The organism is Ruminococcus sp. (genome assembly GCF_024684275.1).
In genome coordinates, this window is the sequence record NZ_JAIKXF010000096.1 from 1 (window position 1) to 23,971 (window position 23,971).

At 48.2% G+C, this 23,971-nt stretch carries 22 protein-coding genes; 2 read left to right on the forward strand and 20 right to left on the reverse strand.

All coding sequences use genetic code 11. The features are described from left to right. Positions 1 to 127: 127 nt before the first annotated feature. The gene (locus K5677_RS10830; protein WP_296727836.1) at positions 128 to 379 is read left to right on the forward strand and encodes a hypothetical protein; all 252 of its coding nucleotides are present in this window, start codon (positions 128 to 130) and stop codon (positions 377 to 379) included. Between the two features lie 237 nt (positions 380 to 616). Here K5677_RS10830 and spoIVA read toward each other — a convergent pair whose 3' ends face one another. Beyond that, entirely contained in the window at positions 617 to 2,092 is a 1,476-nt protein-coding gene (gene spoIVA / locus K5677_RS10835) for a stage IV sporulation protein A (protein WP_296727839.1), read from the reverse strand. A 123-nt stretch (positions 2,093 to 2,215) separates the two neighbouring features. Further along, entirely contained in the window at positions 2,216 to 3,760 is a 1,545-nt protein-coding gene (locus K5677_RS10840; protein WP_296727842.1) for an SPOCS domain-containing protein, read from the reverse strand. Positions 3,761 to 4,196: 436 nt separating this feature from the next. Between K5677_RS10840 and K5677_RS10845 the strand changes: the two genes are divergently transcribed. Further along, positions 4,197 to 4,610: an NUDIX domain-containing protein gene (locus K5677_RS10845; protein ID WP_296727845.1), complete on the forward strand. Its 414-nt coding sequence runs from the start codon at positions 4,197 to 4,199 to the stop codon at positions 4,608 to 4,610. A 115-nt stretch (positions 4,611 to 4,725) separates the two neighbouring features. Here K5677_RS10845 and K5677_RS10850 read toward each other — a convergent pair whose 3' ends face one another. From K5677_RS10850 to ruvA, 18 genes are all read right to left on the reverse strand, one after another. Further along, positions 4,726 to 5,853 (reverse strand): DUF4317 domain-containing protein, encoded by a 1,128-nt coding sequence (locus K5677_RS10850; RefSeq protein ID WP_296727847.1) that lies wholly within the window; start codon positions 5,851 to 5,853, stop codon positions 4,726 to 4,728. 60 nt (positions 5,854 to 5,913) lie between these two features. Next, positions 5,914 to 6,618 (reverse strand): cohesin domain-containing protein, encoded by a 705-nt coding sequence (locus K5677_RS10855; RefSeq protein ID WP_296727850.1) that lies wholly within the window; start codon positions 6,616 to 6,618, stop codon positions 5,914 to 5,916. After that, positions 6,608 to 8,968 (reverse strand): ATP-dependent Clp protease ATP-binding subunit, encoded by a 2,361-nt coding sequence (locus tag K5677_RS10860; protein WP_296727852.1) that lies wholly within the window; start codon positions 8,966 to 8,968, stop codon positions 6,608 to 6,610. The genes K5677_RS10855 and K5677_RS10860 overlap by 11 nt, the downstream gene beginning before the upstream one ends. 65 nt (positions 8,969 to 9,033) lie before the next feature. Then, positions 9,034 to 9,930: a CvpA family protein gene (locus K5677_RS10865; RefSeq protein ID WP_296727855.1), complete on the reverse strand. Its 897-nt coding sequence runs from the start codon at positions 9,928 to 9,930 to the stop codon at positions 9,034 to 9,036. A gap of 65 nt (positions 9,931 to 9,995) precedes the next feature. Further along, positions 9,996 to 11,159 carry a DUF5711 family protein gene (locus K5677_RS10870; protein ID WP_296728029.1) on the reverse strand — a complete coding sequence of 388 codons (1,164 nt, stop codon included), beginning with the start codon at positions 11,157 to 11,159 and terminating at the stop codon, positions 9,996 to 9,998. Positions 11,160 to 11,198: 39 nt separating this feature from the next. Further along, a complete protein-coding gene (gene truA / locus K5677_RS10875; RefSeq protein WP_296727858.1) occupies positions 11,199 to 11,960 on the reverse strand; it encodes a tRNA pseudouridine(38-40) synthase TruA in 762 nt (253 codons plus the stop codon). Beyond that, positions 11,920 to 14,826, reverse strand: coding sequence for a YfhO family protein (locus tag K5677_RS10880; RefSeq protein ID WP_296727861.1), 2,907 nt, complete (start codon positions 14,824 to 14,826; stop codon positions 11,920 to 11,922). The genes truA and K5677_RS10880 overlap by 41 nt, the downstream gene beginning before the upstream one ends. A 23-nt stretch (positions 14,827 to 14,849) precedes the next feature. Further along, the gene (locus K5677_RS10885) at positions 14,850 to 15,653 is read right to left on the reverse strand and encodes an energy-coupling factor transporter transmembrane component T (RefSeq protein ID WP_296727864.1); all 804 of its coding nucleotides are present in this window, start codon (positions 15,651 to 15,653) and stop codon (positions 14,850 to 14,852) included. Then, complete coding sequence (locus tag K5677_RS10890; protein WP_296727866.1) at positions 15,653 to 16,516, reverse strand: energy-coupling factor transporter ATPase; 864 nt, start codon at positions 16,514 to 16,516, stop codon at positions 15,653 to 15,655. The genes K5677_RS10885 and K5677_RS10890 overlap by 1 nt, the downstream gene beginning before the upstream one ends. A gap of 39 nt (positions 16,517 to 16,555) precedes the next feature. Then, positions 16,556 to 17,407 carry an energy-coupling factor transporter ATPase gene (locus tag K5677_RS10895; protein ID WP_296727868.1) on the reverse strand — a complete coding sequence of 284 codons (852 nt, stop codon included), beginning with the start codon at positions 17,405 to 17,407 and terminating at the stop codon, positions 16,556 to 16,558. Between the two features lie 15 nt (positions 17,408 to 17,422). Further along, positions 17,423 to 18,265, reverse strand: a complete 843-nt coding sequence (locus tag K5677_RS10900; protein ID WP_296727873.1) for a hypothetical protein — start codon at positions 18,263 to 18,265, stop codon at positions 17,423 to 17,425. Positions 18,266 to 18,274: 9 nt separating this feature from the next. Next, complete coding sequence (locus K5677_RS10905; protein WP_296727876.1) at positions 18,275 to 18,478, reverse strand: DUF6440 family protein; 204 nt, start codon at positions 18,476 to 18,478, stop codon at positions 18,275 to 18,277. Between the two features lie 145 nt (positions 18,479 to 18,623). Further along, the gene (locus K5677_RS10910; RefSeq protein WP_296727878.1) at positions 18,624 to 19,487 is read right to left on the reverse strand and encodes a class I SAM-dependent methyltransferase; all 864 of its coding nucleotides are present in this window, start codon (positions 19,485 to 19,487) and stop codon (positions 18,624 to 18,626) included. Positions 19,488 to 19,515: 28 nt separating this feature from the next. Then, entirely contained in the window at positions 19,516 to 20,874 is a 1,359-nt protein-coding gene (glmM, locus tag K5677_RS10915) for a phosphoglucosamine mutase (protein WP_296727880.1), read from the reverse strand. A 65-nt stretch (positions 20,875 to 20,939) separates the two neighbouring features. Further along, on the reverse strand, positions 20,940 to 21,467 hold the full coding sequence (locus tag K5677_RS10920; protein ID WP_296727883.1) for a hypothetical protein: 528 nt from the start codon (positions 21,465 to 21,467) through the stop codon (positions 20,940 to 20,942). Positions 21,468 to 21,498: 31 nt separating this feature from the next. Then, positions 21,499 to 22,557 (reverse strand): Holliday junction branch migration DNA helicase RuvB, encoded by a 1,059-nt coding sequence (ruvB, locus tag K5677_RS10925; RefSeq protein ID WP_296727886.1) that lies wholly within the window; start codon positions 22,555 to 22,557, stop codon positions 21,499 to 21,501. Between the two features lie 15 nt (positions 22,558 to 22,572). Continuing rightward, on the reverse strand, positions 22,573 to 23,307 hold the full coding sequence (locus tag K5677_RS10930; protein ID WP_296727889.1) for an enhanced serine sensitivity protein SseB C-terminal domain-containing protein: 735 nt from the start codon (positions 23,305 to 23,307) through the stop codon (positions 22,573 to 22,575). Positions 23,308 to 23,334: 27 nt separating this feature from the next. Next, positions 23,335 to 23,958, reverse strand: coding sequence for a Holliday junction branch migration protein RuvA (gene ruvA, locus K5677_RS10935; protein WP_296727892.1), 624 nt, complete (start codon positions 23,956 to 23,958; stop codon positions 23,335 to 23,337). Positions 23,959 to 23,971: the final 13 nt, after the last annotated feature.

Consider the following 23,971-nt stretch of genomic DNA (forward strand, 5'->3'; position numbering starts at 1 on the left):
CCTCCAGTTAAATTTCTGCACTAAAATAAGTGCAAAACTGTTGATTTTATTATATCCATATGTTATAATAAAATTGCACCTAAATAGGTGCAAAATATGTAAAACCACCATTAAGGAGGATATGAATATGGCAAACAGAATAAGAAGATGCTCAACTAAAAAAGAATTAGAGCAGTTAGTCGACGACTACGTAACACAGGGGTACAAGATACAGTCGCAGGGCGAAAATAATGCTTTAGTCGTAAAAGAAAAGAAGAAAGATCATGCTAAAGTTGCTCTTTTGACTGTATGGTGGACTTGCGGCATTGGAAATCTTATCTATGCGTTAATGCCTGCAAAAATTGAAGATGAAGTCATGATAAAAATCGAAAATTCCTAAAGGGAAAGTCGGCTGAGCCTTATGGTTCAGCCGATTTTCGTTTATAATGCATAGTATTAGCAACACTCGCGGACGCCCAAAGGGTGCCCCTACAATGTTTCATTTGCACCAACGGGACGTCGAGGATGCCGTCCCCTACAATGGGACAACGTAATTTCATCATAACTCTCGGGAGCCCGTGGGCGGGCTCCCCTACAAGCTAACGGCTGAAAAAAGGAGACCAAAGGTCTCCTTTTTTCATAGTATAAAGCAGATAAGTCCCGAACAACCCTCGTTTATGACACGCTCCAGCGTCTCCTGAAGCTTCATACGCGCGTCCACAGGCATCTTGAACAGCTTGCTGTGAAGCCCCTCGTTGACCAGCTCGTGGAGAGATTTCCCGAAGATATTACTCTCCCATATCTTCTTGGGATCATCGTCAAAGCCGTCCAGCAGATACATCACAAGCTCCTCGGACTGCCGCTCTGTACCCACAATGGGACTGATAGTGGTATTGATATTGGCTTTCATCAGGTGTATAGACGGCGCAGAGGCTTTGAGCTTTACTCCGTATTTGCCGCCCTGACGGATAATTTTCGGCTCCTCAAGGGACATTTCCTCAAGCTCGGGCATTACGATACCATAGCCCGTCGCCTCAACTTCTGCAAGGGCAGGCTCTATGCGCTTATACTTGCGGCGAATGTCGTTGAGCTCCGACAGCAGGGGCATAAGATCACTTTCGCTCTCTATCTCAATGCCCGTAGTCTCACCCAGTATCTTGTAAAACAGGCTGTTGTCCAGCTCGGCAGTAATAGTTACCGAGCCTTTGCCGAGGTCTATGGAGGTTATTTCCGCCTTGACCACGTTGGGACACTCCCCCATTGCCACCGCAGCATCTTCAGCCTCGCGTACAAGGCGTATATCCTTTGCGGCACTGCGTATACAGTCCAGTATCTCGCTTTTCAGCCAGTGCCCCTTGTCGAGGGTATTTATCCACCGCGCCGTGCGGATATTTATCTCCTTTATAGGGAAAGAAAAGAGTATCTCGCGCATTATACTGCGTATATCCTCCTCATTAAGGTCAAGGCAGTTCACAGGTATCACCTTTGCATCATAGCGCTCCGTGAGCTGCTCTGCCAGCGCCTTTGCCTCGGGAGAATCAGGATAAACTGTGTTGAGTATGACCACAAAGGGCTTGCCCAGCTCCCTAAGCTCACGGATAACACGTTCCTCACATTCGGCATACTCCTCACGGGGAATGTCAGTAACTGTGCCGTCTGTAGTAATTACCAGCCCTATGGTGGAGTGCTCCGTGATGACCTTCTGCGTACCTATCTCAGCCGCCATATTGAAGGGAATCTCCTCGTCAAACCACGAGGTCATCACCATTCGGGGCTGCTCGTTTTCGATATAGCCCAGAGAGCTTGGGACGATATACCCCACGCAGTCTATGAGCCGCACATTGAAGCCTGCTCCGTCGCCTAAGTCTATGCTGACTGCCTCCTCGGGGATAAATTTTGGCTCTGTAGTCATAATAGTCTTGCCTGCGGCTGACTGGGGCAGCTCATCAAGAGCCCTCTCACGCTTGAACTCGCTGGCGATATTTGGTATCACAAGTGACTCCATAAACCGCTTGATAAAGGTGGATTTACCCGTGCGCACAGGTCCCACCACGCCTATGTATATATCGCCGCCTGTGCGTTCGGCAATATTACTGTATATATCTTTAGTCATAAATTACTCCTTTTTTATCAGAACTAAGACCTAAGATCTAAGAACTAAGATATGTAAACTGATATTTCTTAGTTCTAATTCTATAATTCTTAGCTCTTAGTTCTTAATTCTTAGCTCTAATCTTTAAGATACTATAGGGATAAGCAGCATTCCGCCGTTTTCAAGGCGCTCGCCGCTTAGTTCGTTTTCCTCCATGACAGCCTCAACACTGGTGCTGTAGCGCTTCGCAATATCCCAGACATTCTCGTTTTCAATACCGAAATACAGCTTTATTGCGTAATCGCCGTCACGCTCCTTTTTGGCAGAGTCGTCGATAACGATATTTGTCACAGCTCTTATAGAGTCCGAGCTGTACACCGACAGCTTCGCTGAAATGTCTGCTATTGCGCTGAGAACGCCCTCCGCAGAGATGTCATAGGCAGTCTCCTTTACGCTGACCTCAGCAGCCACATGAGCTCCGCTTATATCCTCGGGAAGGGCAATGGTCTCCTCAAATGCCTCGTCACGGTCTGGCATTACTATCATTCCTGCGCCGTCCTTAGCCGCCATAGAATAGGACAGCATACCGCTGATGACCACTGACCGCCCGTCATCGCCGATACGGGTATTGATGTTCTTTGGCTCGCTCCACATAGCATAGATAGTCTGCGGTACAGCTTCTCCCTCAGCAAGCTTTGCACTGTGCCGAAAGCTCTCATCGTATACCGAGGGTATCTGCTCGGCTTTTATCTCTGACATTTCAACATTGCAGGGGTACACTGTTGAAAAAGCGTCCTCAGCTATCATTGCCGTTGCTGTTTTCACAGCCCGACAGCCGAGACGTATCTCAGTCTCGCAGCGCAGTATCCTGTTGTTTCCGCCGCTGTCCGAAGCCGCGGTCACATTACAGCTAATCACCTCGGGCATAACCGAACACTCAAAGCTGTCATCTATGCCCTCGGCATCGATTATCTGGCTGTAACCGAGAGAAAAGCTCATGTTTTCCACAGTCCCCTCGCTCCCCGAATAAAGCAGCTCAGCCTGTACCTCGCCCTTTGCAAAGAGCTTACCTGAGATCAGCTTTATATCACAGTCTCCTGCCTGACAGCGGCAGCTCAGAACGCTTGATATATCAGGCTGTGCAGGCGAAAGCTCCATTTCCTCCTCGATACGGACATTTTTCACGGCATTTATCCTCTGAGCAGCAAACTTTACGGGAGTCTTTTTCAGCTGGATATTCATGCCGAAAGCGTCGGATATGACCTCCTGCTCCTGCTGTCCCGTCACGCTTATCTTCACGGAAACTGCTCCACGCAGGTCAAGTCTGCGCTTATTCACAGCTCGGCAGTTCACATGACCGGTCTTGGGTATTAGTCTTACCTCAGCAGAATCTGCCGCCCTGCCAAGCTCCGCTGTCCGGGTGAAGCTTCTGCGCTGGTCAATGGACTGCACCGCCGAGCCATCCTCGCCGCAGTAGAGTATATGTATATCGCACATGAGCTCATAGGTGAGCCTGTCGCCGCTTATTGACCAGTCGGTGATAACGGGAGTTGTGTCACAGCGTATAAGACGGAATATATCGGGGCAGTAATCGGGAAGAATGTAATCCAGTTCGAGAGCCTGCTCCTGTACGCCGTCGTATATAGTTTCCGCAGCAGGAACGGTCTCTCTGTTGAGTTTTAATTCCATAAGGTCGACCTCCTTGAAGTTTTGCTTTGTGTAATATATATTCACAGGCAAGTACAGGTATTCCTGCATTTTTATTTAATGTCTGCTCAACAACTGAAAACTTTTCTTGCACTTCGTATTGCCCGACAGGGCAAAATTAGCTTGATATAAAAGGATTTGCGCCCTCTGAACAAAGTTAAGGGCAATGACCGCCTTACGGCGGTTATTGAGGATACATTATTTATCACCGAACTTGAATCTGATACCTGAGGGCATCTCCGAAACGCCACTTTTGCAAAAAGCAGTCCTATTGTGCATAATTAATAAAAATTGCAAAAAATCCTTCTGTAGAGTTGCTTTATTATAAAAAATATGATATAATAGTAACAACAATACAAAAAGCAGCGCTTCGCTTGCTTTTATTCTGCCCAAAATATGGGGCAAGAAAGGATAATATATGCTTCACGAGAAATCATGCGGCGCGATTGTCTACAGGAAATACCACGGCAATACGGAAATTCTGCTGATAAAGCATATCAACAGCGGTCACTGGTCCTTCCCTAAGGGACACGTTGAAAAGGGCGAGACCGAGGTTGAAACTGCTCGTCGTGAGATAATGGAAGAAACGTCTATTGACGTTATAATTGATCCGACATTCAGAGAAACTGTGACCTATTCACCGAAAAAAGACACCGTAAAGGTTGTCGTATATTTTCTTGCAAAGGCGAAAAACGTGGATTTTACCCCACAGGCAGGCGAGATAGCCGAAATACGCTGGGTTGATATATCCTATGCAGTCAATATCCTGTCATATGAAAACGACAGGACTATCGTAGCCAAGGCAAAGACCGCTATCAAGGAGAATCACTGAAAAAACTCCCTCACGTATGTGAGGGAGTTTTTTTAGCCGTTAGCTGTAGGGGCGCACAATGTGCGCCCGTTAGTAAGCAGAAAAGGCGGTCATTGACCGCCTATGTGTTTGCGCATTAAAGCGTAACAGGCAGTCCGTTTATCTCGATAGTGGGATCGTCAATGTCGATAAGCAGGCATCTTCTGCCCTCAACAACACTGGTGCGAACCTTATCAGCCGCCGAGGGCTTGATATTCACGGTTATACCCGGCGACGTGAGGACGGTCTTTGTCTCGACAAGATTAGCCGCCGTAAGAGGTGCATTGCCGCAGACCTTTTCGTATACAGGCTCTACCATGCTCACACGCTCCTCGGGAAGTCCTACGTCAACGAGAATATCCTTCAGCCTTGCGTTGTCGATAACGACTCTGTCGGTGTCCTCCTTGTTGTCCTCCACGACCTCCTGTATCTTTTCGTTTACGGTCTTGATGAGCATATAGTCAAGGTCATCGCCCACAACGTTTTTGAGTATGCTCTGGAAGCTGTTCTTTTCGCTCTCTGCCGACATAACAAAGGTACAGCCGAGAACGTTCTCTACAACGGATACATTAGGCGATTTTATATTCTTGGTGTAGTACATAACGTGATTTACATCAGAGCTCCTGTTGCTGAAAACAGGATACAGGAAGCCGTCTGAGGGTGCCTTGCTGATAATGAGCTCGGTATTGACCTTCTTTGTTATCTCATTGTCCACACTGTCGAATACAAAACCGTCCTTGCTTGTATTAACAGGACAGATAGCTGTAAGGATATAGCGGTATATCTCGTCGTCATCCTCTGCAAACTCGTCATTCTTATCCTTTTTGCGGATAGTATATGTACAATAAGCTGTGATAACTGCAAAAGGACCTGTATACGCGATATTATTAGCGATATGGTTGAGAAAGTCCTCGCAGGCAGCGTCGTCCTTCAGCTCAGAGGTAAGCAGAGTATAGAGGATATTCTGGGGCTGTCCCTCGTCATAAGCCTCGTTTGGGAACTCATACTCCACAAAAGCCTTGCCCACATTGGTATTGAGGACCTTTTTCAGTGTCTCGTCGTATACATCGTGCTCCTCGACAGGCATGGTGAGGCATGAGCTCACATTGTGGCAGCGAAGGTTCTTATCCGCGTCGATAAAAGCTGTGAGAACGCGCTCCATTATGAAAAATCCGCTTTTATCCGAAAAATTCTTTTTTATTTCTGCTGTTTCTTTTTTATTCATCGTGTTTTCCCTTTCCTGTGTAAAATGGAGCTGCGGCAAGCTCCGCAGCTCCTTATATCGTCATCTTACTGTAATAGTACCGCCTTTCATATGAGTAAAAGCGTATTTCTCAAATGCAAGGTTGCCCTCAAGATCACGGAACATATCCGAATCCGTATAGAAAAAGCCTAAATTGTACACCGTACCTACCTGAGCGTCCTCGGGTATCTTCAGGAAGAACGTAGCTATATCGCCGTCTTTTCCGTGAGAATCCATGAACATGGTCGTGAAGAAGAATGCGCGCTGGTGCTCTCTCACAAGCTCCTCCATGAGGTTCTCGCGCCAGTCCATAGCCACAAAGCCTGAATTGCCGTAAACAGCGCTGCCAAGCTCATACTTGGCGTTATACTGCTTCTCATCGGTTATCTGACATTCCAGCTCCTCGGGGTAGGTCACATGGATACCGCACATACTCCACTTGTCTGCGGCGCCCTTTACCGACACAGTTACCTTAGCTATCTCGCCGGGTTTAGCATCGGTATCGCTTATACTCAGCTCAGGACCGCTTTCAAGGTCCGGGACGTCCGCATATTTCAGCTTTACCAGTTCCAGACTCTCTGAAACGAACTCGCCCTTTGGCATTGTATCATTCTCTGCTGCCGAGTTAGTTACAGCAGTTTCTGTGCTCTTTTTTGATGAGGCAGGCTGCTTTTTCTCCATACAGCCTGTAAGACCTGCGGCAGTCATAACAGCCGCCATAACAGCCGCAGCAAATTTATGCTTCATTTTTGGATTTCTCCTTTCTGCCCTTAACGACAAGCTCGCCGTCTCTGGCAGATATCTCTATCTTTCCTATCTCGGAAGCTCTTTCGATGATGATGTCAGCTACCTTATCCTCTATCTCCTGACGGATAACACGGCGTATATCTCTTGCACCGTAGGGCTTTCCGAAGGACTTCTCAGCAATCAGCTCCAGAGCTGCGTCTGAATAGCTGAGGGTAATATCCTTCTCTGCAAGAGGCTCCTTCATCTCGTCAAGATTCAGGGCAGCTATCTTAGCGTAATCCTCCTTAGTGAGGTCTTTGAATACTACTATCTCGTCGATACGGCTTATGAACTCGGGACGCAGGAAATCACGCAGTCCCTTCATAGCCTTATCCTTAGTCACCTCGTTTGCAGTGCGGTTGAAGCCCACACCTATGCTCTTGTCTGTAGAACCTGCATTTGAGGTCATACAGATTATGGTATTTGCGAAGTTTACGGCTCTGCCGTGAGCATCGTCCACCTTGCCCTCGTCAAGTATCTGCATAAGGATATTCATAACATCGGGGTGAGCCTTTTCTATTTCATCAAAAAGTATTACAGAGTAAGGCTTGCGGCGCACCTTTTCGGTGAGCTGTCCAGCCTCCTCATAGCCTACATAGCCCGGAGGCGAGCCTATCATACGCGCAACGGAGTGCTTCTCCATATACTCGGTCATATCAAGTCTGATAAGCGGATCGGGTGAATCAAAAAGCTCCTCCGAAAGCACCTTTACCAGCTCTGTCTTTCCCACGCCTGTAGGTCCTACAAATATGAACGAAGCAGGTCTGCGGCGCTTGCTGAGCTGTACTCTTGTACGCTTTATAGCCTTAGTGAGCACATTTACAGCCTCGTCCTGACCGATAACGCGCTTTTTGAGCGATTCCTCAAGTCTTGCTATTTTCAGGAACTCGTTCTCGGCTATCTTGCTTGCAGGGATACCAGTCCAGCGCTCAATGACCTTAGTAACATCGGATTCCTCAACGTTTACGCTGTCAGCCGCTTCTTTCAGCTCATTCTCTTTCTCACGTGCGTGAATAAGCTTGCTCTTTACCTCAGCAAGAGCCTGATAATCTATTTCGTCTTCCTCGGATATGGACTTCTCCATATCCTCCATTAGCGATATCTCCTTTTTCAGCTTCTCATACTCGCCTATTTCGGGTGATCGTATAGAAGCGTATGCACAGCTCTCGTCCAGCAGGTCGATAGCCTTATCGGGCAGGAATCGGTCTGTGATGTATCTCTCTGAGAGTACCGCACAGGTCCTTACAAGATAATCGGAGATATGGACTCTGTGGAATTCCTCATAGTACTTCTTTATGCCGATGAGGACGTTTACTGTATCCTCAATAGTCGGCTCGTTTACGGTAACAGGCTGAAAACGGCGCTCAAGAGCTGAATCCTTTTCGATATACTTGCGGTACTCGCCGAAAGTAGTAGCGCCTATTACCTGCACCTCGCCTCTTGAAAGGGCAGGCTTGAGGATATTTGCGGCGTTCATTGAGCCCTCTGAGTCTCCTGCGCCAACGAGATTATGCACCTCGTCGATAAAGAGTATGATATTGCCCTCACGTTTTACCTCATCAACGAGTCCCTTTACACGGCTCTCGAACTGTCCGCGGAACTGAGTTCCTGCAACGAGAGCGGTAAGGTCGAGAAGGTATATTTTCTTATCCGCAAGATTGAAGGGCACATCGCCCTCGTTTATGCGCAGAGCTATGCCCTCTGCGATAGCAGTCTTACCAACACCGGGTTCACCGATAAGGCAGGGATTGTTTTTGGTACGTCTTGAGAGTATCTGTATGACTCTTGCTATCTCGTCATCTCTGCCGATGATAGCGTCAAGCTTTCCGTCAGCCGCCTTCTGTGAGAGATTGGTACAGTAGCTTCCCAGAAATTTAAGCTCTTTGCGCTTTTTATCCTTATTTCTTCCGAAAAAACCGCTCTTTTTATCCTTGCTGTCAGATGGTCTCTCCTCATTGGAGCTTCCGCGCGGACTGCCGAATAAATTCCTCGGATCAAATCCGCCCTTGCTTATTTCGTCATTTGAGCTGTCTCCGTCATTCCCCCCAAACATATTCGTGATAAAATCAGGAAGTACGCCCGAACCGCCCATCTCAAAGCTGTCACCGTCAAGCATACCCATCATCTGGTCTGAGAGCTGATCCAGCTCCTCATCGGTTATACCCAGCTTATCCATGTATTCCTTTATCTGAGGGATATTCTGCTCTCTTGCGCAAGAGAGGCAGAGTCCCTCGTTTTTCTTCTCATTTCCCTGAACAGAGGTGATGAACACCACCGCAGGTCTTTTTTTGCATTTACTGCACATTATCATCAGGCAGTTCCTCCTGTAAATTATTCAATGATGATCCACCCCCCAGGCAGATCGTTCAGGGCTTATCAAAGCCCTGATATAAACTCATAGAAATACTTGAAAACATAAGTATTTTCTATAGCCTCGTGATTGAAGAACAACATCTTGTTGCTTCCCATCACTACATACAAGCGTATCATCAATGCTATGAATACTATGATAGTAACGCTTATTGCGATACCGAGAATACCGCTTATAGCTCCCTCTACAAATCCGCCCATAGGACCGTTCTTGCGCCCTGCATAAACGCTTATGGCAATAGTTATGATAGCTCCTAATGCAAAAATGATGACCATTGCTAAAAGCTTAGTCTGTGTAATATACGGCTTTTTGAGGAAATTATCTGTCAGATACTTCGCCGCAGGACGCTTTGTATCAGGATCGTCAAGAAGTTCCGAAAACTCATACGCCATTTCAGGGTGATCCCTGACTTCCTCTGCGGCATATTCAGCAGAATATGCATTCATTCTCTTTGAGATGTAATTGCTGATAACAACAGCATAGCCTTCGTGGAGCTTATTGATAAAGATGCTTTCTTCATCGACCTTCTTGCCGTTTATATTATTGATGTATTTATATATTTTCTTTTCGCGATCATCTTCATCATAAAAAGCCTGTCTCAGCTCATTGTTGTCTATTCTGATATTATATCCGAGAGTTTCAAGGTAATTGCCGAGATCACTGACAAAATCAAGGCTTTCCAGAGTCAGATCGAATTTTTTGATATTGCTGCTTTTTGCTGACTGCTCATACATAAGTTCTGCAATAGGAGCGCCTGCTGAAAAGGCAATGACCGCAGACAGAACAAAACCTGTCAGAGCAGCTATTGTTTTGATAAGTCCCTTACGAACTGAAAGGAAAATGCTGACGAGTATCACAGCAACTGCGATAACATCGTAAAACCACCAGAATTGTACACCCATACTATTTGCGCCTGTCAAGAGGACGGCGCTGCCTCCCTTCGAGAATTAAAATTCACAGTGAAAGGTCAGCTTTCATAGTCTATACGGTCTATTTTATTATAGCCCTTCAGGAAAATATGATCTTCATTACGTACAAAACCTGTGTAGGAATCGCTTACCTCCGCAATAGAGCGGAGTCCGCCGTTAAAGTCATAGGCTTTGATATTGCCCTGACACATTACATAAGCAAGGTCCTCGTATATGGCAACATCTACCGAGGGCTCGCTGAGCTCTACGATAAGAGGTTCTGAATCACACCCCGTGAATAATGCCATAACATACTTTCTTCTGTCCTCGTTGTTTATGATAACTGCTGAGTTTCCGTTTTCGCTTGAGCCTGCAACAAGCTCGCCGTCATATGAGTAGAACGAGCTTATCTGACCGCTTTTGTCAACATATCCGCAGGCATCTGCGCCGAATACGAAAGCTCCGCTGCCAAAGCCGTAAACATCAAGACCAACAGTATTTAAACCGGGAGAGGTCCAATGCTCTCCTTTTTCGGTGAAGCCAATTTCCTGAACATTTGTAACGAGCTGACCGTTTTCAGCCGAGATATAGCTCAGCACGCAGCCTTTGCTTCCGTTTATGAAGCTAAGGTCGCTGACCTTTTCGATACACTGTCTTTTGTATATGCCATTTCCCCTTTTGTCATATACCTCCAGCTCACAGCTGTAGTTCTCTGAAGTGGTCACTACCGCTGTAAAGCCTTCGTCGCTGATCCTCACAAACAGGATCTGCTTGTCGGCGAATGTCTTAGTGTAGAGGATCTGTTCCTCGTCCTCAACGCTGAATTCATTTCCGCCCTGTTCATACAGCAGAGCCTTTCCGCCTGCTGCACGAAGCACCGTGTTGGTGTAAGTATGCTGACGCCGCTTCAATAGATTTCCGTCAGTATCATAAAAGTAGGTGTATGTATCGCTAAGCACGATCATCTTCTTGCCTGATGAGACAAGCTGATAATCACCGCCGCCGCTGACCTCTATAGGGAAATTTCCCTCTGCCAGCTGGCCTGTGTTTACAATAGTCCTGTACTGTTCACCTATTCCCCTTAACTTATTATACCACTTGTCGCGGGTAAAATAAAGCCCCGTTCCAAGCGCTGCAACCAGCAGTATCGTAAAAAACTGTCTCAGCCTTTTCCGCCGCCTTTTCCGATTCTTCTGATCGACGATGTCGTCGGCGTCGTACATTTTAGGCACGCTGGGCACCTCCTTATCCTTGTTCCGTATTTATATGTCTTTCAGAAGCTCCTCCTCGCTGTAGAACACGCGGTTCAGGTACAGCCCGTGAGCCATTGCGGTCCTGCCTGCTTTCAGGCGGTCTCTTGCTTCAAGGATAGCAGGTATATCATCGGGAGCTATACGCTTCTCGCTGACATCTAAAAGAGTGCCTGCCATTATCCTAATCATATTATACAAAAAACCGTTGCCTTTTACAAGCATTATCACAGAATCTCCACTATTTTCTATTCTGAAGGAATAAATCGTCCTTACAGTAGTTGAAACATTTGTGCAGTCGGCACAAAACGAGGAGAAATCATGTGTTCCCACAAAGTATTGTGAAGCTCTCCGTGCAGCCTCTATATCGAATTTTCTCCTGTAGTGCAGCATAAGGTCTGCTGCAAAGGGATTTTTCGACTCGCTGCAATGTATCTTATAGACATACTCCTTTCCCTTACAGTCGAACCGCGCATGAAAATCAAGAGGTACGTCCTCACAGCTGAGAATGGATATATCGTCGGGAAGCTCGCCGTTTACGCCCCTGCAAAAGCCGAGACAGCTTATCCTGCTGGTGGTTTTTACATTAAAGCAGAACATATTGGCGTGGACTCCCGTATCCGTCCGCGAGCAGCCTGTTATGGTCACAGGCTCATTCAGCACCTTTGAAAGCTTGGCTTCGAGAGTTTCCTGCACGGTCACGGCATTGCTCTGCCGCTGAAATCCGTGGTACTTAGTGCCTCTGTAGGCTATCATCACTTTCAGATTGCGCATTATCCGCCTCCTTTTCAGCCGTTTTGCTGCCGTCATAGAGCACGACCTCGGAATCCTCCACCCGTCCGATATAGTCCATAGGATCGGGGATACCAAGCTGGTCATAGATAGCAGCTCCCTGCCTGTAGGGATTTTCCTCCTTCTGAGCTGCTGCCTTAGCCGCCGCAGCCTCTGCTGCCAGCGCCTGTCGGCGTATCCTGCGTCTGCGTTCACAGATGATACAGAATACGAACAGCACAAGGCTGAGGAAAGATATAGTAACACCCAGAGGGAAGCCCTCGGGAGTATACTTCAATTCGATATCGTGCCTGCCTGCGGGGACTTTAACTCCCAGCACAGCCTGCAAAAGCTTGAAGGTCTCTGCCTTTTTGCCGTCGATATATACGCTCCAGCCCTTTTCATAGGGTATCGACAGGAACATTATCCCGTCGCGCTTTGCCTCAACAGAGCCCAGTATATCGGTATCTCTGAAGCGCTTTATGCGGAGCTGTTCATCTGCGAGAGCACAGTAGGCTTTTTCAAAGGTATCCTTATTAAGGGCATAAACCATTATCTTGAAATTGCCTGACTTATGCTTCTCGTTCGAGATTATCTTAACTGTTGAGCTTTCGCCGCCCTGTCCGTTTCCCATGGGGAAGACTATTGGGTAGCTTTCAATGAGCTTTCCTGAGTCTATGAGTGCGCTGCCGCACTTTATCTCAAGTGAGTCGCAGGTGCCTCCCGTACCGTTTGCATAGCCGTAAAGATAGCTTCCGTCGATGCAGTCATAGGTATAGGTAGCGCTGCCTGTAGGCTGGTCTGTCTCATTCTGGAAGGTATAATTGCCATAGCCGTTTTTGGTGACATCAAGTCCGTCGTACTCTGCAAGAGCAACGGGCTGTGCTACGAAAAGCTTTTCATCAACACCTGAGGCACGTCGGATAAGCTCATTCTGATATTCAAAGGGATTGGCGCAGCCGTTATCCTCCATAAGAAGTATCTTCTCGTCAACCATGAATCCCAGTGACAGCGGATAGCGGTTCTCATAGAGATTGGTGGTATCCGCAGTCTGTATCTTCTCCAGCACCCAATCCTCGGAATTGAGCTCGCCGTCCTTTTTGATGATGTATTTTATTCCCAAAAGAGAATTTACCACAGGAGTTGACGTTCTGTAGTAGTACCTGTTGCCTGCCTCTGAGGCATATAGCCCGAAGCGCTTGCACATGGTAGTAACAGAAACATTAGCCGACGACGAGAACTGTGACAGACCGCGGTATCCGTAGAGTGCGCTGTCATTGAGGGTATAGGTCTGTGACATCTCGGTACGGTAAAACAGTGACTTGTCCGTTTTCCTCGTACAGTCAAGAAGCTCCTCGACCTCCTCATATCTTGTGGGGTAATCGAAATATCCTGTATTATCGACAGTTTTTACGCCTATCTGCGCATTGCTTACAAATTCGCTGAACAATGCCGCCGCAAGTGCCAGAGTCATCGTGGCATTGCGCATTTTCAGCGTCTTGAACGGGAATATCTTCGCTGCTATAAATATGAGCCAGAATGCTCCCGTTATGATAACAGAGCTTCTCAGTGCACCCTCAAACTCGAATTTCTTGCCTGCCGCATAGTAATTGAGCACCACTACCGCCGCAGGAGCTATGACCATCAGCACGAGCTGATATATCTTTATGCCCCTCGAAAGTATGATGTCGTAGGCTCTGAAAGCCGCCGCCGCCAGTACAAAGCTGAATATAAAGGCGAATCGGTAGGGTATCTGATTGGTGAAATGGAAGCCGTGCCAGATAAAGTTGAGGATATTCATATTGCAGCTCACGGCAATAAGCGCCAGCATAAGCAGTGAAGAAACCTTTTCCCTTATCTTTATGCCGAAGGAGAACAGGAATACTCCAAACAGGAGCACTGCCAGCATACCGCAGGCAAAGTTCGGAAGTCCGTCCACCTTTGTGGGAGCGTCATATGAGAGAAGATGTGCGAATATCTTTCTCCAGTCCTCATAAAAGGATATATCTCTCGGCATAGTGTTATTGGCGCTGTAGGTGAGCTTCAAGCCATAATATGCAGGCAGCAGCATAAAGCCGCCAAGACCGACTCCGATGACCGACGAGCGTATCATCAGGAACAGCTTTCTGAACCAGTCCTTTATGCCTCTGCACTCTATTATGCTCGCCGAAGCAAACATAAATACAGAGAAAATACAGGTGAAATATCCGATATAGTAGTTAGCCACCAGTGAAAGCATAAGAGCTATGGTAAAGAGCTTCCACTTTCCCTCGCGGCACAGTGCTACTATACCAAGCATTACCAGCGGAAAAAGCGCCACTGTGTCGAACCACATTACGTTCCAGTAATAGCCCATTGTATAGCTGCAAAGGGCATACATCACCGAGAACATACATATTGAGAAATCCCTGCGCTTGTAGGTGTATCTCAGGAACGAGCTGAAAAATGCTCCTGCGAAGCCTATCTTGGCGGAGAGAATAAATGTCATTGCGTCGCGTACATGGTCGTCATCAAAGAATACCGACAGCCAGTTCAGCGGACTTGCTGCATAATACGATATAAGAGAAAGGAAATTCGTACCAAGTCCGTTTTCCCACGAGTACAGGAACGAACCGCCGTTCAGCAGCTTTTCGCGCACTACACGGAAAAATGGGTAATACTGATGCCACAGGTCAACTACCAGTATCTGTCTTTCTCCGAAGGGGTGTATCCCATAGCTCCCGAATGCATACCATAGTATGACAAAAGGGATGAGGAAGGACAGAACAAAATAGAGTACACCTTTTTCGTATAATATCCCGTAGAATTTTCCCTTCCTGAACCGCTCCCGGCGCATTCGGGCTGCGGCTCGTCTTTCTTCTTTGTTCATCTCTATCCTTTCTTGCTTTTTATCTATAATATCCTGCCAAGAACTATTACTCCTGCAAGGAAAATAATGGTTACGGCAAGTGCGATATAGTCTCTCGGAGCAGATTTAAGCTGTCTCAGTCTTGTTCTGCCCTCACCGCCGTGATAACAGCGGCACTCCATAGCTGTGGCAAGCTCATCCGCACGTCTGAATGCGGATATGAACAGGGGCACAAGTATGGAAATGAGATTCTTTGCTCTCGTAGTGAAGCTGCCTGTATCTATCTCAGCTCCGCGGGCTTTCTGAGCCGACATTATCTTGTCAGTTTCCTCGATGAGTGTGGGTATGAATCTGAGCGCGATAGACATCATCATAGCCAGCTCATGTACGGGGAATTTTATCTTTCTCAGCGGCGAGAGCAGCCGCTCGATAGCGTCAGTCAGGGTTATAGGAGAGGTCGTATAGGTCAGCAGGGAGCTTCCCATAATAAGGAGCACTATCCTGATGACCATGAATATACTGGTATTCAGACCGTTTTCAGTGATTTTAAGGAATTTCCACTGCCAAAGCACCTCTCCCGTACCCATGAGCAGCAGGTTCAGCACCGCTGTTATGAGCAGGAACGGCAGCAGGGGCTTTACGCTCTTCCAGAACATCTTCATGGGTATCCTTGAGAGAAAGATAGCTCCGAAGGTATACACAGCTCCTACGAGGAGGCAGACATAATGTCCTCCCGAAAAGAGCATGATGATGTATAGCAGGGTTATTATTATCTTGAATCGGGGATCAAGCCTGTGGATAATACTGTCTCCCGGAAAGTACTGTCCGATGGTAATATCTCTCAGCATCAGCGTACCTCCCTGTCTTTCAGGTGCCTGAGAAGCAGGTCACGGGCATATCCCACGGTATAGACCTCTTTGCCGAAATCCAGACCTCTGCGCCTCAGCTCTCCGAACACCTTTGTTATCTGCGGTACGTCGAGACCGATATTTGAGATCTCATCGGCTCTTGCAAAGACCTTTACCGTTTCGTCGTAGCAGAAGAGCTTAGCCTTGCTCATGACAAGTATCTTGTCCGCAAATGTGGCTATGTCCTCCATGCTGTGAGAAACTATGAGTATTGTATTCTTTGTGCGCTCGTGATAGCGCCTGATGTGATCGAGTATCTTGTCTCGTCCCGCAGGATCAAGACCTGCGGTGGGCTCGTCCAGTATGAGCACCTTTGGCTCCATAGCCATTACGCCTGCGATAGCCACACGGCGCTTCTGACCGCCTGAGAGCTCGAATGGCGAGCGCTCCAACAGTTCTTCTTTAAGCCCGATATCATGGGCTGTCTCATATACACGGCGCTTTATCTCGGCTTCGTCAAGCCCCATATTCTTAGGACCGAAGGCGATGTCCTTGTAGACGGTCTCCTCGAATATCTGATATTCGGGATACTGGAAAACAAGCCCCACCTTGAAGCGGACATCACGTATCTTTTCCTTGTCAGCCCAGATGTCCTTGCCTTCAAGGAGCACCTTGCCCGACGTAGGCTTGAGAAGTCCGTTGAAATGCTGTATGAGGGTGGACTTTCCTGAGCCTGTATGTCCCATTACGCCTACCATTTCGCCCTCTTCTATTTTAAGGCTCACATGGTCTACAGCGGTCTTTTCAAAGGGTGTACCCACGCTGTAGGTGTATGTAAGCTCCTGTGTTTCAAGGATTGCCAATTCTATTCTCCTTTTCTTTCCTGTGCGAGTACCCTGTACTCAGTTGCCAAACAGCTTTTCTATTGCCGCAACGCAGTCCTTTTCCGTGATTATCTCAGGCGAAATATCACAGCCTGCCCTGCGGAGCTCCCATACCAGTTCAGTTACCTGCGGCACGTCAAGTCCGATAGCTTTCAGCTTTTCCACCTGTGAGAATACCTTCTCGGGGACGTTGTCAAGAACTACCTCTCCCTTGTCCATTACAACGACACGGTCACAGTCCGCAGCCTCGTCCATATAATGCGTGATAAGGACTATTGTTATGCCCTGCTCGCGGTTCATGCGGTGTATAGTCGCAAGGACCTCCCTGCGTCCCTGAGGGTCAAGCATGGCAGTGGGCTCGTCAAGGATTATGCACTTGGGCTGCATGGCGATAATGCCTGCAATAGCCACACGCTGCTTCTGTCCGCCCGAGAGCTGGCTCGGTGAGTGGAGCCTGTAATCGTACATACCCACAGCTTTGAGACTGTCGTCCACTCGTCTGCGCATCTCCTCATAGGGTACGCCGAGGTTTTCAAGAGCGAAGGCAACGTCCTCCTCGACTACAGACGAAACTATCTGATTATCGGGATTCTGAAAGACCATTCCTGCTCTCTGACGGAGTTCAAAAAGCTTATTCTCGTCCTTCGTGTCAATGCCGTCCACTATTACCGTGCCCTCTGTGGGGAGCAGTATAGCGTTCAGATGCTTGGCAAGGGTGGATTTTCCGCAGCCATTATGCCCCAGCACTGCTACGAACTCACCCTTTTTTATGTCAAGGTCTATGCCCTTGAGCACCTCCACGGGCTTCTTATCCCCGTCGTCGGCATCATAGGCAAAATGGAGACCTTTTATTTCGATTATATTTTCCATATTTATCCCTGTTCTTCAACAAAAAGTTATAGTCGAGCATATCATGAGAGCTTCCTCTCTCGATCTTGCAGTGACCATGAGCGTATATTCTGTATTGCTGTCGGCAAATGCTCCCACCCATAATTTGCAATCGCTGTTCTTGCTTTTTTTGCCAAGCGGATTTATCGGAGGATAGCCATGAGCGTATACATCGTGTCCGTCGTGGTCTCCGTAGAACACCTCGGGGAAGGTCATAAAGCAAAGTCCCTTTGCCAGTGCGGCGGTATCGAAAGCCTCGGCGTTTTCATCGGTGCGGTCAGCGCTTGTAAAAGAGAGCACAGCCTTATAGAACGAGGTACGTGTGCCGTCGTAATCTATCCCAAGCTCCTTGAAAGCTTTTACGATTTTTTCCTCGCTTATTTCAGGAAAATAGTTATCTTCATCTTCTGCCTCGTAATGTTCGTTCCAGTCGTTGCCATTCATTATGGTAACAGCCACGGATTTATCCTCATTCTGGAACTTGCCCCTTATAAGCTCGCTTGTCGAAGTTTTCTTGTCCTCAACATCAGGCGGAACGAGGAGTTTTATCCTTCCGTCACTTATTTCCTTCCAATCGTCAGGTATTTCATAATTCTGGAGCTTCTGGGCTGTAAGGTCCACGCGCTCCATAGCAGTTTCTTTCATCTCTGCTATCTGCTTCTCAAGCTCCTCGGCAGTGGTCGTATACTCTGCAAGTATATCTTCGACACTTCTTGTTGTTGTCTCTGCCGTGACATTTGGAGAAGCCTCATCAGAGGAAGTCTTTTTCCCATCTTTACCGCAGGAAACTGCAGCAAGCAGCATTGCAGCCGCTATAAATACAAACAGTGTTTTTTTCATATCTATCCTTTATTTCTTCATTGCTTCTATCTCGGAAGTCGACGATACCACGGGCTTGCCGTCCTTGTCAAGCAGCGGTGTCAGTCCGCCGTTGTAGCCTCCGCTTGCTGCATGGTAAAAGTAGTTTACGCCTGTCACTGTGTCGAGCCATATCTCATTCTTTGTCATTGTACCTTTGCTGTATATCTTTACAAATCTTTCTTCTGCTGCCATAATTATTCTCCTATATCATATTTCCAGCAAGTGTTTTAGCGTTATTTGCGGACTGCCAAAGGCAGCCCCTACAGTATGCTGTTTTTAGTCTGTCAGTCATTAACGGGCTAACACTGTTCGCCCCTGCAGGCTAAAGGCTGAAGGCTTATTTCTGCCATATTGCCGTGGAGCCGCAGGGAAGCGTCATTCCCGTTGACTTTACGGGAAGCCCTATCTCGTCAAAGCTGACATTTCCGCCGAATTTATCAGTGAGGACAGTTCCCAGTATATATCCCATTACCGAGGGAGAAAGTCCTGTAGTATAGCTGTTTATAAGGAAGAACAGCGGATCGTCGGAGAGAACTCCCGAACAGAGCTTAACAAGATCGTAAACGCAGTTTTCAAGCTTCCAGACCTCGCCCCCGGGACCTCTTCCGTAGCTTGGGGGATCCATGACCACCGCGTCATATTTGCGTCCGCGGCGTATCTCACGGGCGATGAACTTCTCGCAGTCGTCAACTATCCAGCGGATAGGCTTTTCGGTAAGTCCCGACGCCGCCGCATTGTCTCTTGCCCACTGCACCATGCCCTTTGAGGCGTCAACATGGCACACGGAAGCTCCTGCCGCAGCACAGGCAAGGGTAGCTCCGCCTGTATAAGCGAACAGGTTCAGCACGTTTATCTCGCGTCCTGCGTTCCTTATCTTATCCGCCATAAAGTCCCAGTTCACAGCCTGCTCGGGGAAAAGTCCCGTATGCTTGAAGCCTGTGGGACGGATATTGAATGTCAGGTCGCCGTAGCTTATATTCCAGCTTTCAGACAGCCTTTTGCGGAACTCCCACTTGCCGCCGCCCTGATTTGAACGGTGATAGTGTCCGTCGGCTGTTTTCCACAGCGGATCGGTGCGCTCGGTTTTCCAGATTATCTGGGGATCGGGGCGCACAAGGCTGACTCCTCCCCATATTTCCAGCTTTTCGCCGTCTGATGTATCTAATATCTTATAGTCCTTCCAGTTATTTGCTGTTCTCAAAATAAATGCTCCTTATATTTCATCGCGCTCATGCTCTGAACGCGCAGCTTTCCTTTATACGCTGAGCTATCTCAACTGCCATATCGTTTATGCGCCCGAAATCTCTGCCCTCAGTCATTATGCGAACTATAGGCTCTTTTCCACTTTCACGCACCAGTATCCTGCCCTCGCTGCCGAGCTCATTTTCATACTCATCAATCAGGTCGGTAACGGTCTTTTCGTTTTTCCAGAGCTCCTTGTAGTTAGCAGGTATCTTGACATTGAGCTTTACCTGCGGATAAGCAGGCATATCCCCTGCAAGCTCGCTGAGCTTTTTTCCGCTTTGCTTCATTATGCTCAGCAGTCTTGCTCCTGCAAGCTGTCCGTCGCCTGTGCCTGCGTCGTCAAGGAAGATGATATGACCGTTTGGCTCACCGCCCAGCTTATAGCCGCCCTCAAGCATACGCTCAAGCACATAGCGGATACCTGCTCCCGAGCTTACCAGCCTTATATCGTTGGCTGCGGCATATTTCCGCAGTCCGAGGCAGCTCATGGGCGTAACCACCGCCGCATTATTATCAAGAGTACCCTGTGCTTTCATGCTTCGGGCGAATATGGCGATAAGCCTGTCGCCGTCTATGAGCTGTCCCAGCTCGTCAACGGCTATACAGCGGTCTGCGTCACCGTCAAAGGCAAGTCCGCAGTCGCAGCCCTTTTCCACAACATACTCCATAAGATGATGTACATGGGTGCTGCCGCAGTCCTTGTTGATATTGTGGCCGTCAGGCTTGTCGGCTATGACCAGCACCTCAGCTCCCAGAGCAGTAAACAGCTTCCCGGCGGTATATGCCGCGCAGCCGTTTGCACAGTCCAGAGCTATCCTGAATTCGCTGAGGTCATCTGAGATCACCTCTCTGATATGGTCAATGTACTCGCCTATGGCGTTTTCACAGTGTATCACTCTGCCCACAGCCTCATGGGAGCAGAGCCTTATCTCATCGGGGGCATAAAGCACAAGGCGCTCTATTTCATCCTCGGCGTCCTCCATGATCTTATGTCCCTTTGAGGAAAATATCTTTATGCCGTTGAATTCGGCACTGTTATGGCTTCCCGAGATCATTATGCCGCCGTCCGCCTCGTGGGTGCCTATGAGGTGAGCAACCGCAGGGGTAGGAACTACGCCTAAAAGCTCGGCATCAGCACCGACAGAGCATATCCCTGCACAGACAGCCGCTTCAAGAGCGTCTGAGGATAGTCTCGTATCCTTGCCGATGAGTATTTTAGATCTTCCGCCGTCCTTTTTCGCAAGTACCATTGCAGCAGCTCTTCCCGTCTGCATGGCAAGCTCGCAGGTGAGGTCGGTCACCGCAATACCTCTCGGACCGTCGGTCCCGAACAGTTTCGCCATTTAATAATAATCTCCTTACATTTTACTGAAAATCGGACAATGCATCAGTATCTCCGATCCTCTATTCATTTTATCTTATATATCGCTATTGGCTGACGCTTTCCGGCTATTTCCTCCAGATCAGCGCATAAATACGTTGTATCCACGTTGTTGTAGCGGTTATAGACCTTTATTCCCCCTGCGGTCTTTACGCAGAACACCGTATGGATAGATGACAGGAAGGGGTGCTTCGTCCAGAATGTGACTATGAACGCCTCAGTGCCGTCAACGCTTTTTATACGCGGACACAGTGCCTCGAAATGCTTCAAAGCCCTGCCCAGCATATACACGTTGCAGCCGAAAAAGCCCAGAAGCAGTCGGAAACGCTCCATATAGAAGGCTATTTCGGTAAGCTTTTGTGGCATATTCAGATAAACAAGAGCATTATGCACAGCTATGACCTCACAGCCGTTGAAGCTCATATGACATATCCCATAGCGAAGCTTTGAAACCAGCCCCATACCCTGTCCGTTTATCATTTTTCCGAATTCGGGCTGCTCCACCCGTTCTGTGTTATGTCTGAGATTGAATCTCCATGAAGCCAAGCTAAACATAAATACTCATCCCCTTTGAGTAAAAGAAGCCTCAGAAGCTCATCTGACCGTCCTCGCCTGATGATGTCTGCTCGGGAGCAGCTATGCCAAGATGCTCATAAGCAAGACGGGTAGCAACTCTGCCGCGGGGAGTCCTCCCTAAGAATCCCAGCTGCATAAGGAAAGGCTCGCATATATCCTCAAGCGTGACGCTTTCCTCGTTTATTGCCGAAGCGAGAGTTTCCAGTCCTACAGGTCCTCCGCCGTAGCCCTTGATTATCATTTCAAGCATACGCCTGTCGAGACCGTCAAGGCCTAATTCGTCGATATCAAGTCGGCTGAGAGCTATAGAAGCTATCTCCTGTGTAATTTGTCCGTTGCCCATTACATCTGCAAAGTCCCTTACTCTTTTGAGAAGTCTGTTCGCTATACGCGGCGTACCTCTTGCCCTGCCTGCTATTTCTGCCGCACCGTCGGCGGTACAGGGTATACCCAGTATCATTGAGCTCCTTCTCACGATGTCCGTGAGCTGCTCCTTAGTATACAGCTCAAGGCGCTGTATAACGCCGAATCGGTCACGGAGAGGCGCAGAGAGCTGACCTGCTCTTGTGGTAGCACCGATAAGGGTAAATGGTTTCAGGTCCATGCGTATTGAACGCGCGGACGGTCCTTTGCCGATGATAATATCTATTACCCTGTCCTCAAGCGCAGGGTAGAGTATCTCCTCTACTGCACGGGACAGGCGGTGTATCTCGTCTATGAAAAGTACGTCGTTGTCGGAAAGGCTGGTGAGGAGCGATACAAGGTCTCCCGGCTTTTCTATGGCAGGACCTGTGGTAACGCGGAGATTAACTCCCAGCTCATGTGCGATTATTGAGGAAAGAGTGGTCTTTCCTAGTCCCGGAGGTCCGTACAGCAGCACATGGTCAAGAGGCTCGCTCCTGCGCTTTGCAGCCTCAATATATATGGCGAGGTTTTCCTTGACCTTGTCCTGACCGATATACTCGTGGAGAGTCTGCGGTCTGAGACTTATCTCAACGTCGCTGTCCTCCGTGGTATTCTCGGGGGTTATTATCCTCGGAGCGAACTCCATATCCTCTGTCTGTATCAAAAAAACACCTCTGTATTATTTCTCGAAAAATCTCTTTTTGCGGACATAGAAAGGCTCTACTGTCTCCGCAGCCTTCTTGCCCATTTCCTGCTCATAGCTGATGAAGCACAGATGCTCGTTAGCCTTTACTGTCTTGGAAAGGTACTTTGACAGCGGCACGAAAAGCTTTCTTGTGCTGCCCATCATGTCAAGGACAAGAAGTATCTGCGGCTTTTCACAGCCCTTTATCATCTCCATGATGAATGCGCGGTCAACATTAGGCTGCTTTGAGAGGAACTTGCTCGCAGCCCTTGTGATATGGCTCACGGAATGCTCTACGGGACGATAGCTGATTATATCCGCCTCGTTATATGAGATAGCTTTTATCTTCAGGTTGCGGGCTATCATCAGTATGCTCTTTATCTCCTGTGATGAGAACTCCTTGCCGTAGGAATTCGGGTTCAATACTGCCGATACGGACTGTATAAGGTCAAAAAGTCTGAGGCAGTTTATCTTGTAGCAGTCAACGTAGCGCTTTGCAAACTGCTGGAGCGCACGATAGCTTGTAAAAAACGGTATGAACACTTCTCCGTCAGGATTCTGTGTGGTTATCAGTTCAAGCTGTATACCGCCCTCAGCTCTGTCGCGCTCCTGCTTTACGGGATTCTTGCAGATGACATAGACATCGCTTTTTATCAGCGTCTGTAAGAACAGCGAGCGCTGTGAGGGATCCTTTATTGCCGCTTTCAGCAATTCGTCAAGATTCATCATAACAATAACCTTCCTTGCTTCATATTTTTAGCGCATATTTTTTGCCGCCATTAGTCTTAGTGTTTCCTTTATGAGGTCCTGTGTGCTCAGTGACTGGTCGAGCTTGCTGAGTATAGGTGCTGCCTCACCCTGAGAATAGCCAAGCACCATAAGTGCTTCGAGAGCCTCCGATACCGATGACGAGGCTGCTCCGGAGGCGATATGTGATAGCTCAGCAGCATCGCTGCTGATACTGCCGCTTATGGATTCCGAGGATATCTTGTCCTTGAGCTCCAGCACAAGGCGCTGAGCAGTCTTAGCTCCTATGCCCTTTGTCTTGGTGAAAGCCTTGCTGTCGCCCGATGCTACAAGAAGGGCGAATCTCTCGGGGGTAACGTCTGAGAGTATAGCCGTTGCCGCCTTTGGTCCCACACCGGAAACGGATATGAGCAGCTTGAAGCAGCTCAGCTCCTGTAATGTGGCGAAGCCGAACAGCTCGACCACGTCCTCCCTGACGTAAAGATATGTGTACAGCATAGCCTCGCTGCCTATCTCTCCTAACTGTGAGACCGTATTGTAGGAGGTCTTGCAGCCATAACCCACGCCGCCGCATTCTATTACCGCAAAGCCCAGCTCCTTAACTATGAGCTTACCCTTTACACTGTATATCATTTATCTTCAATTC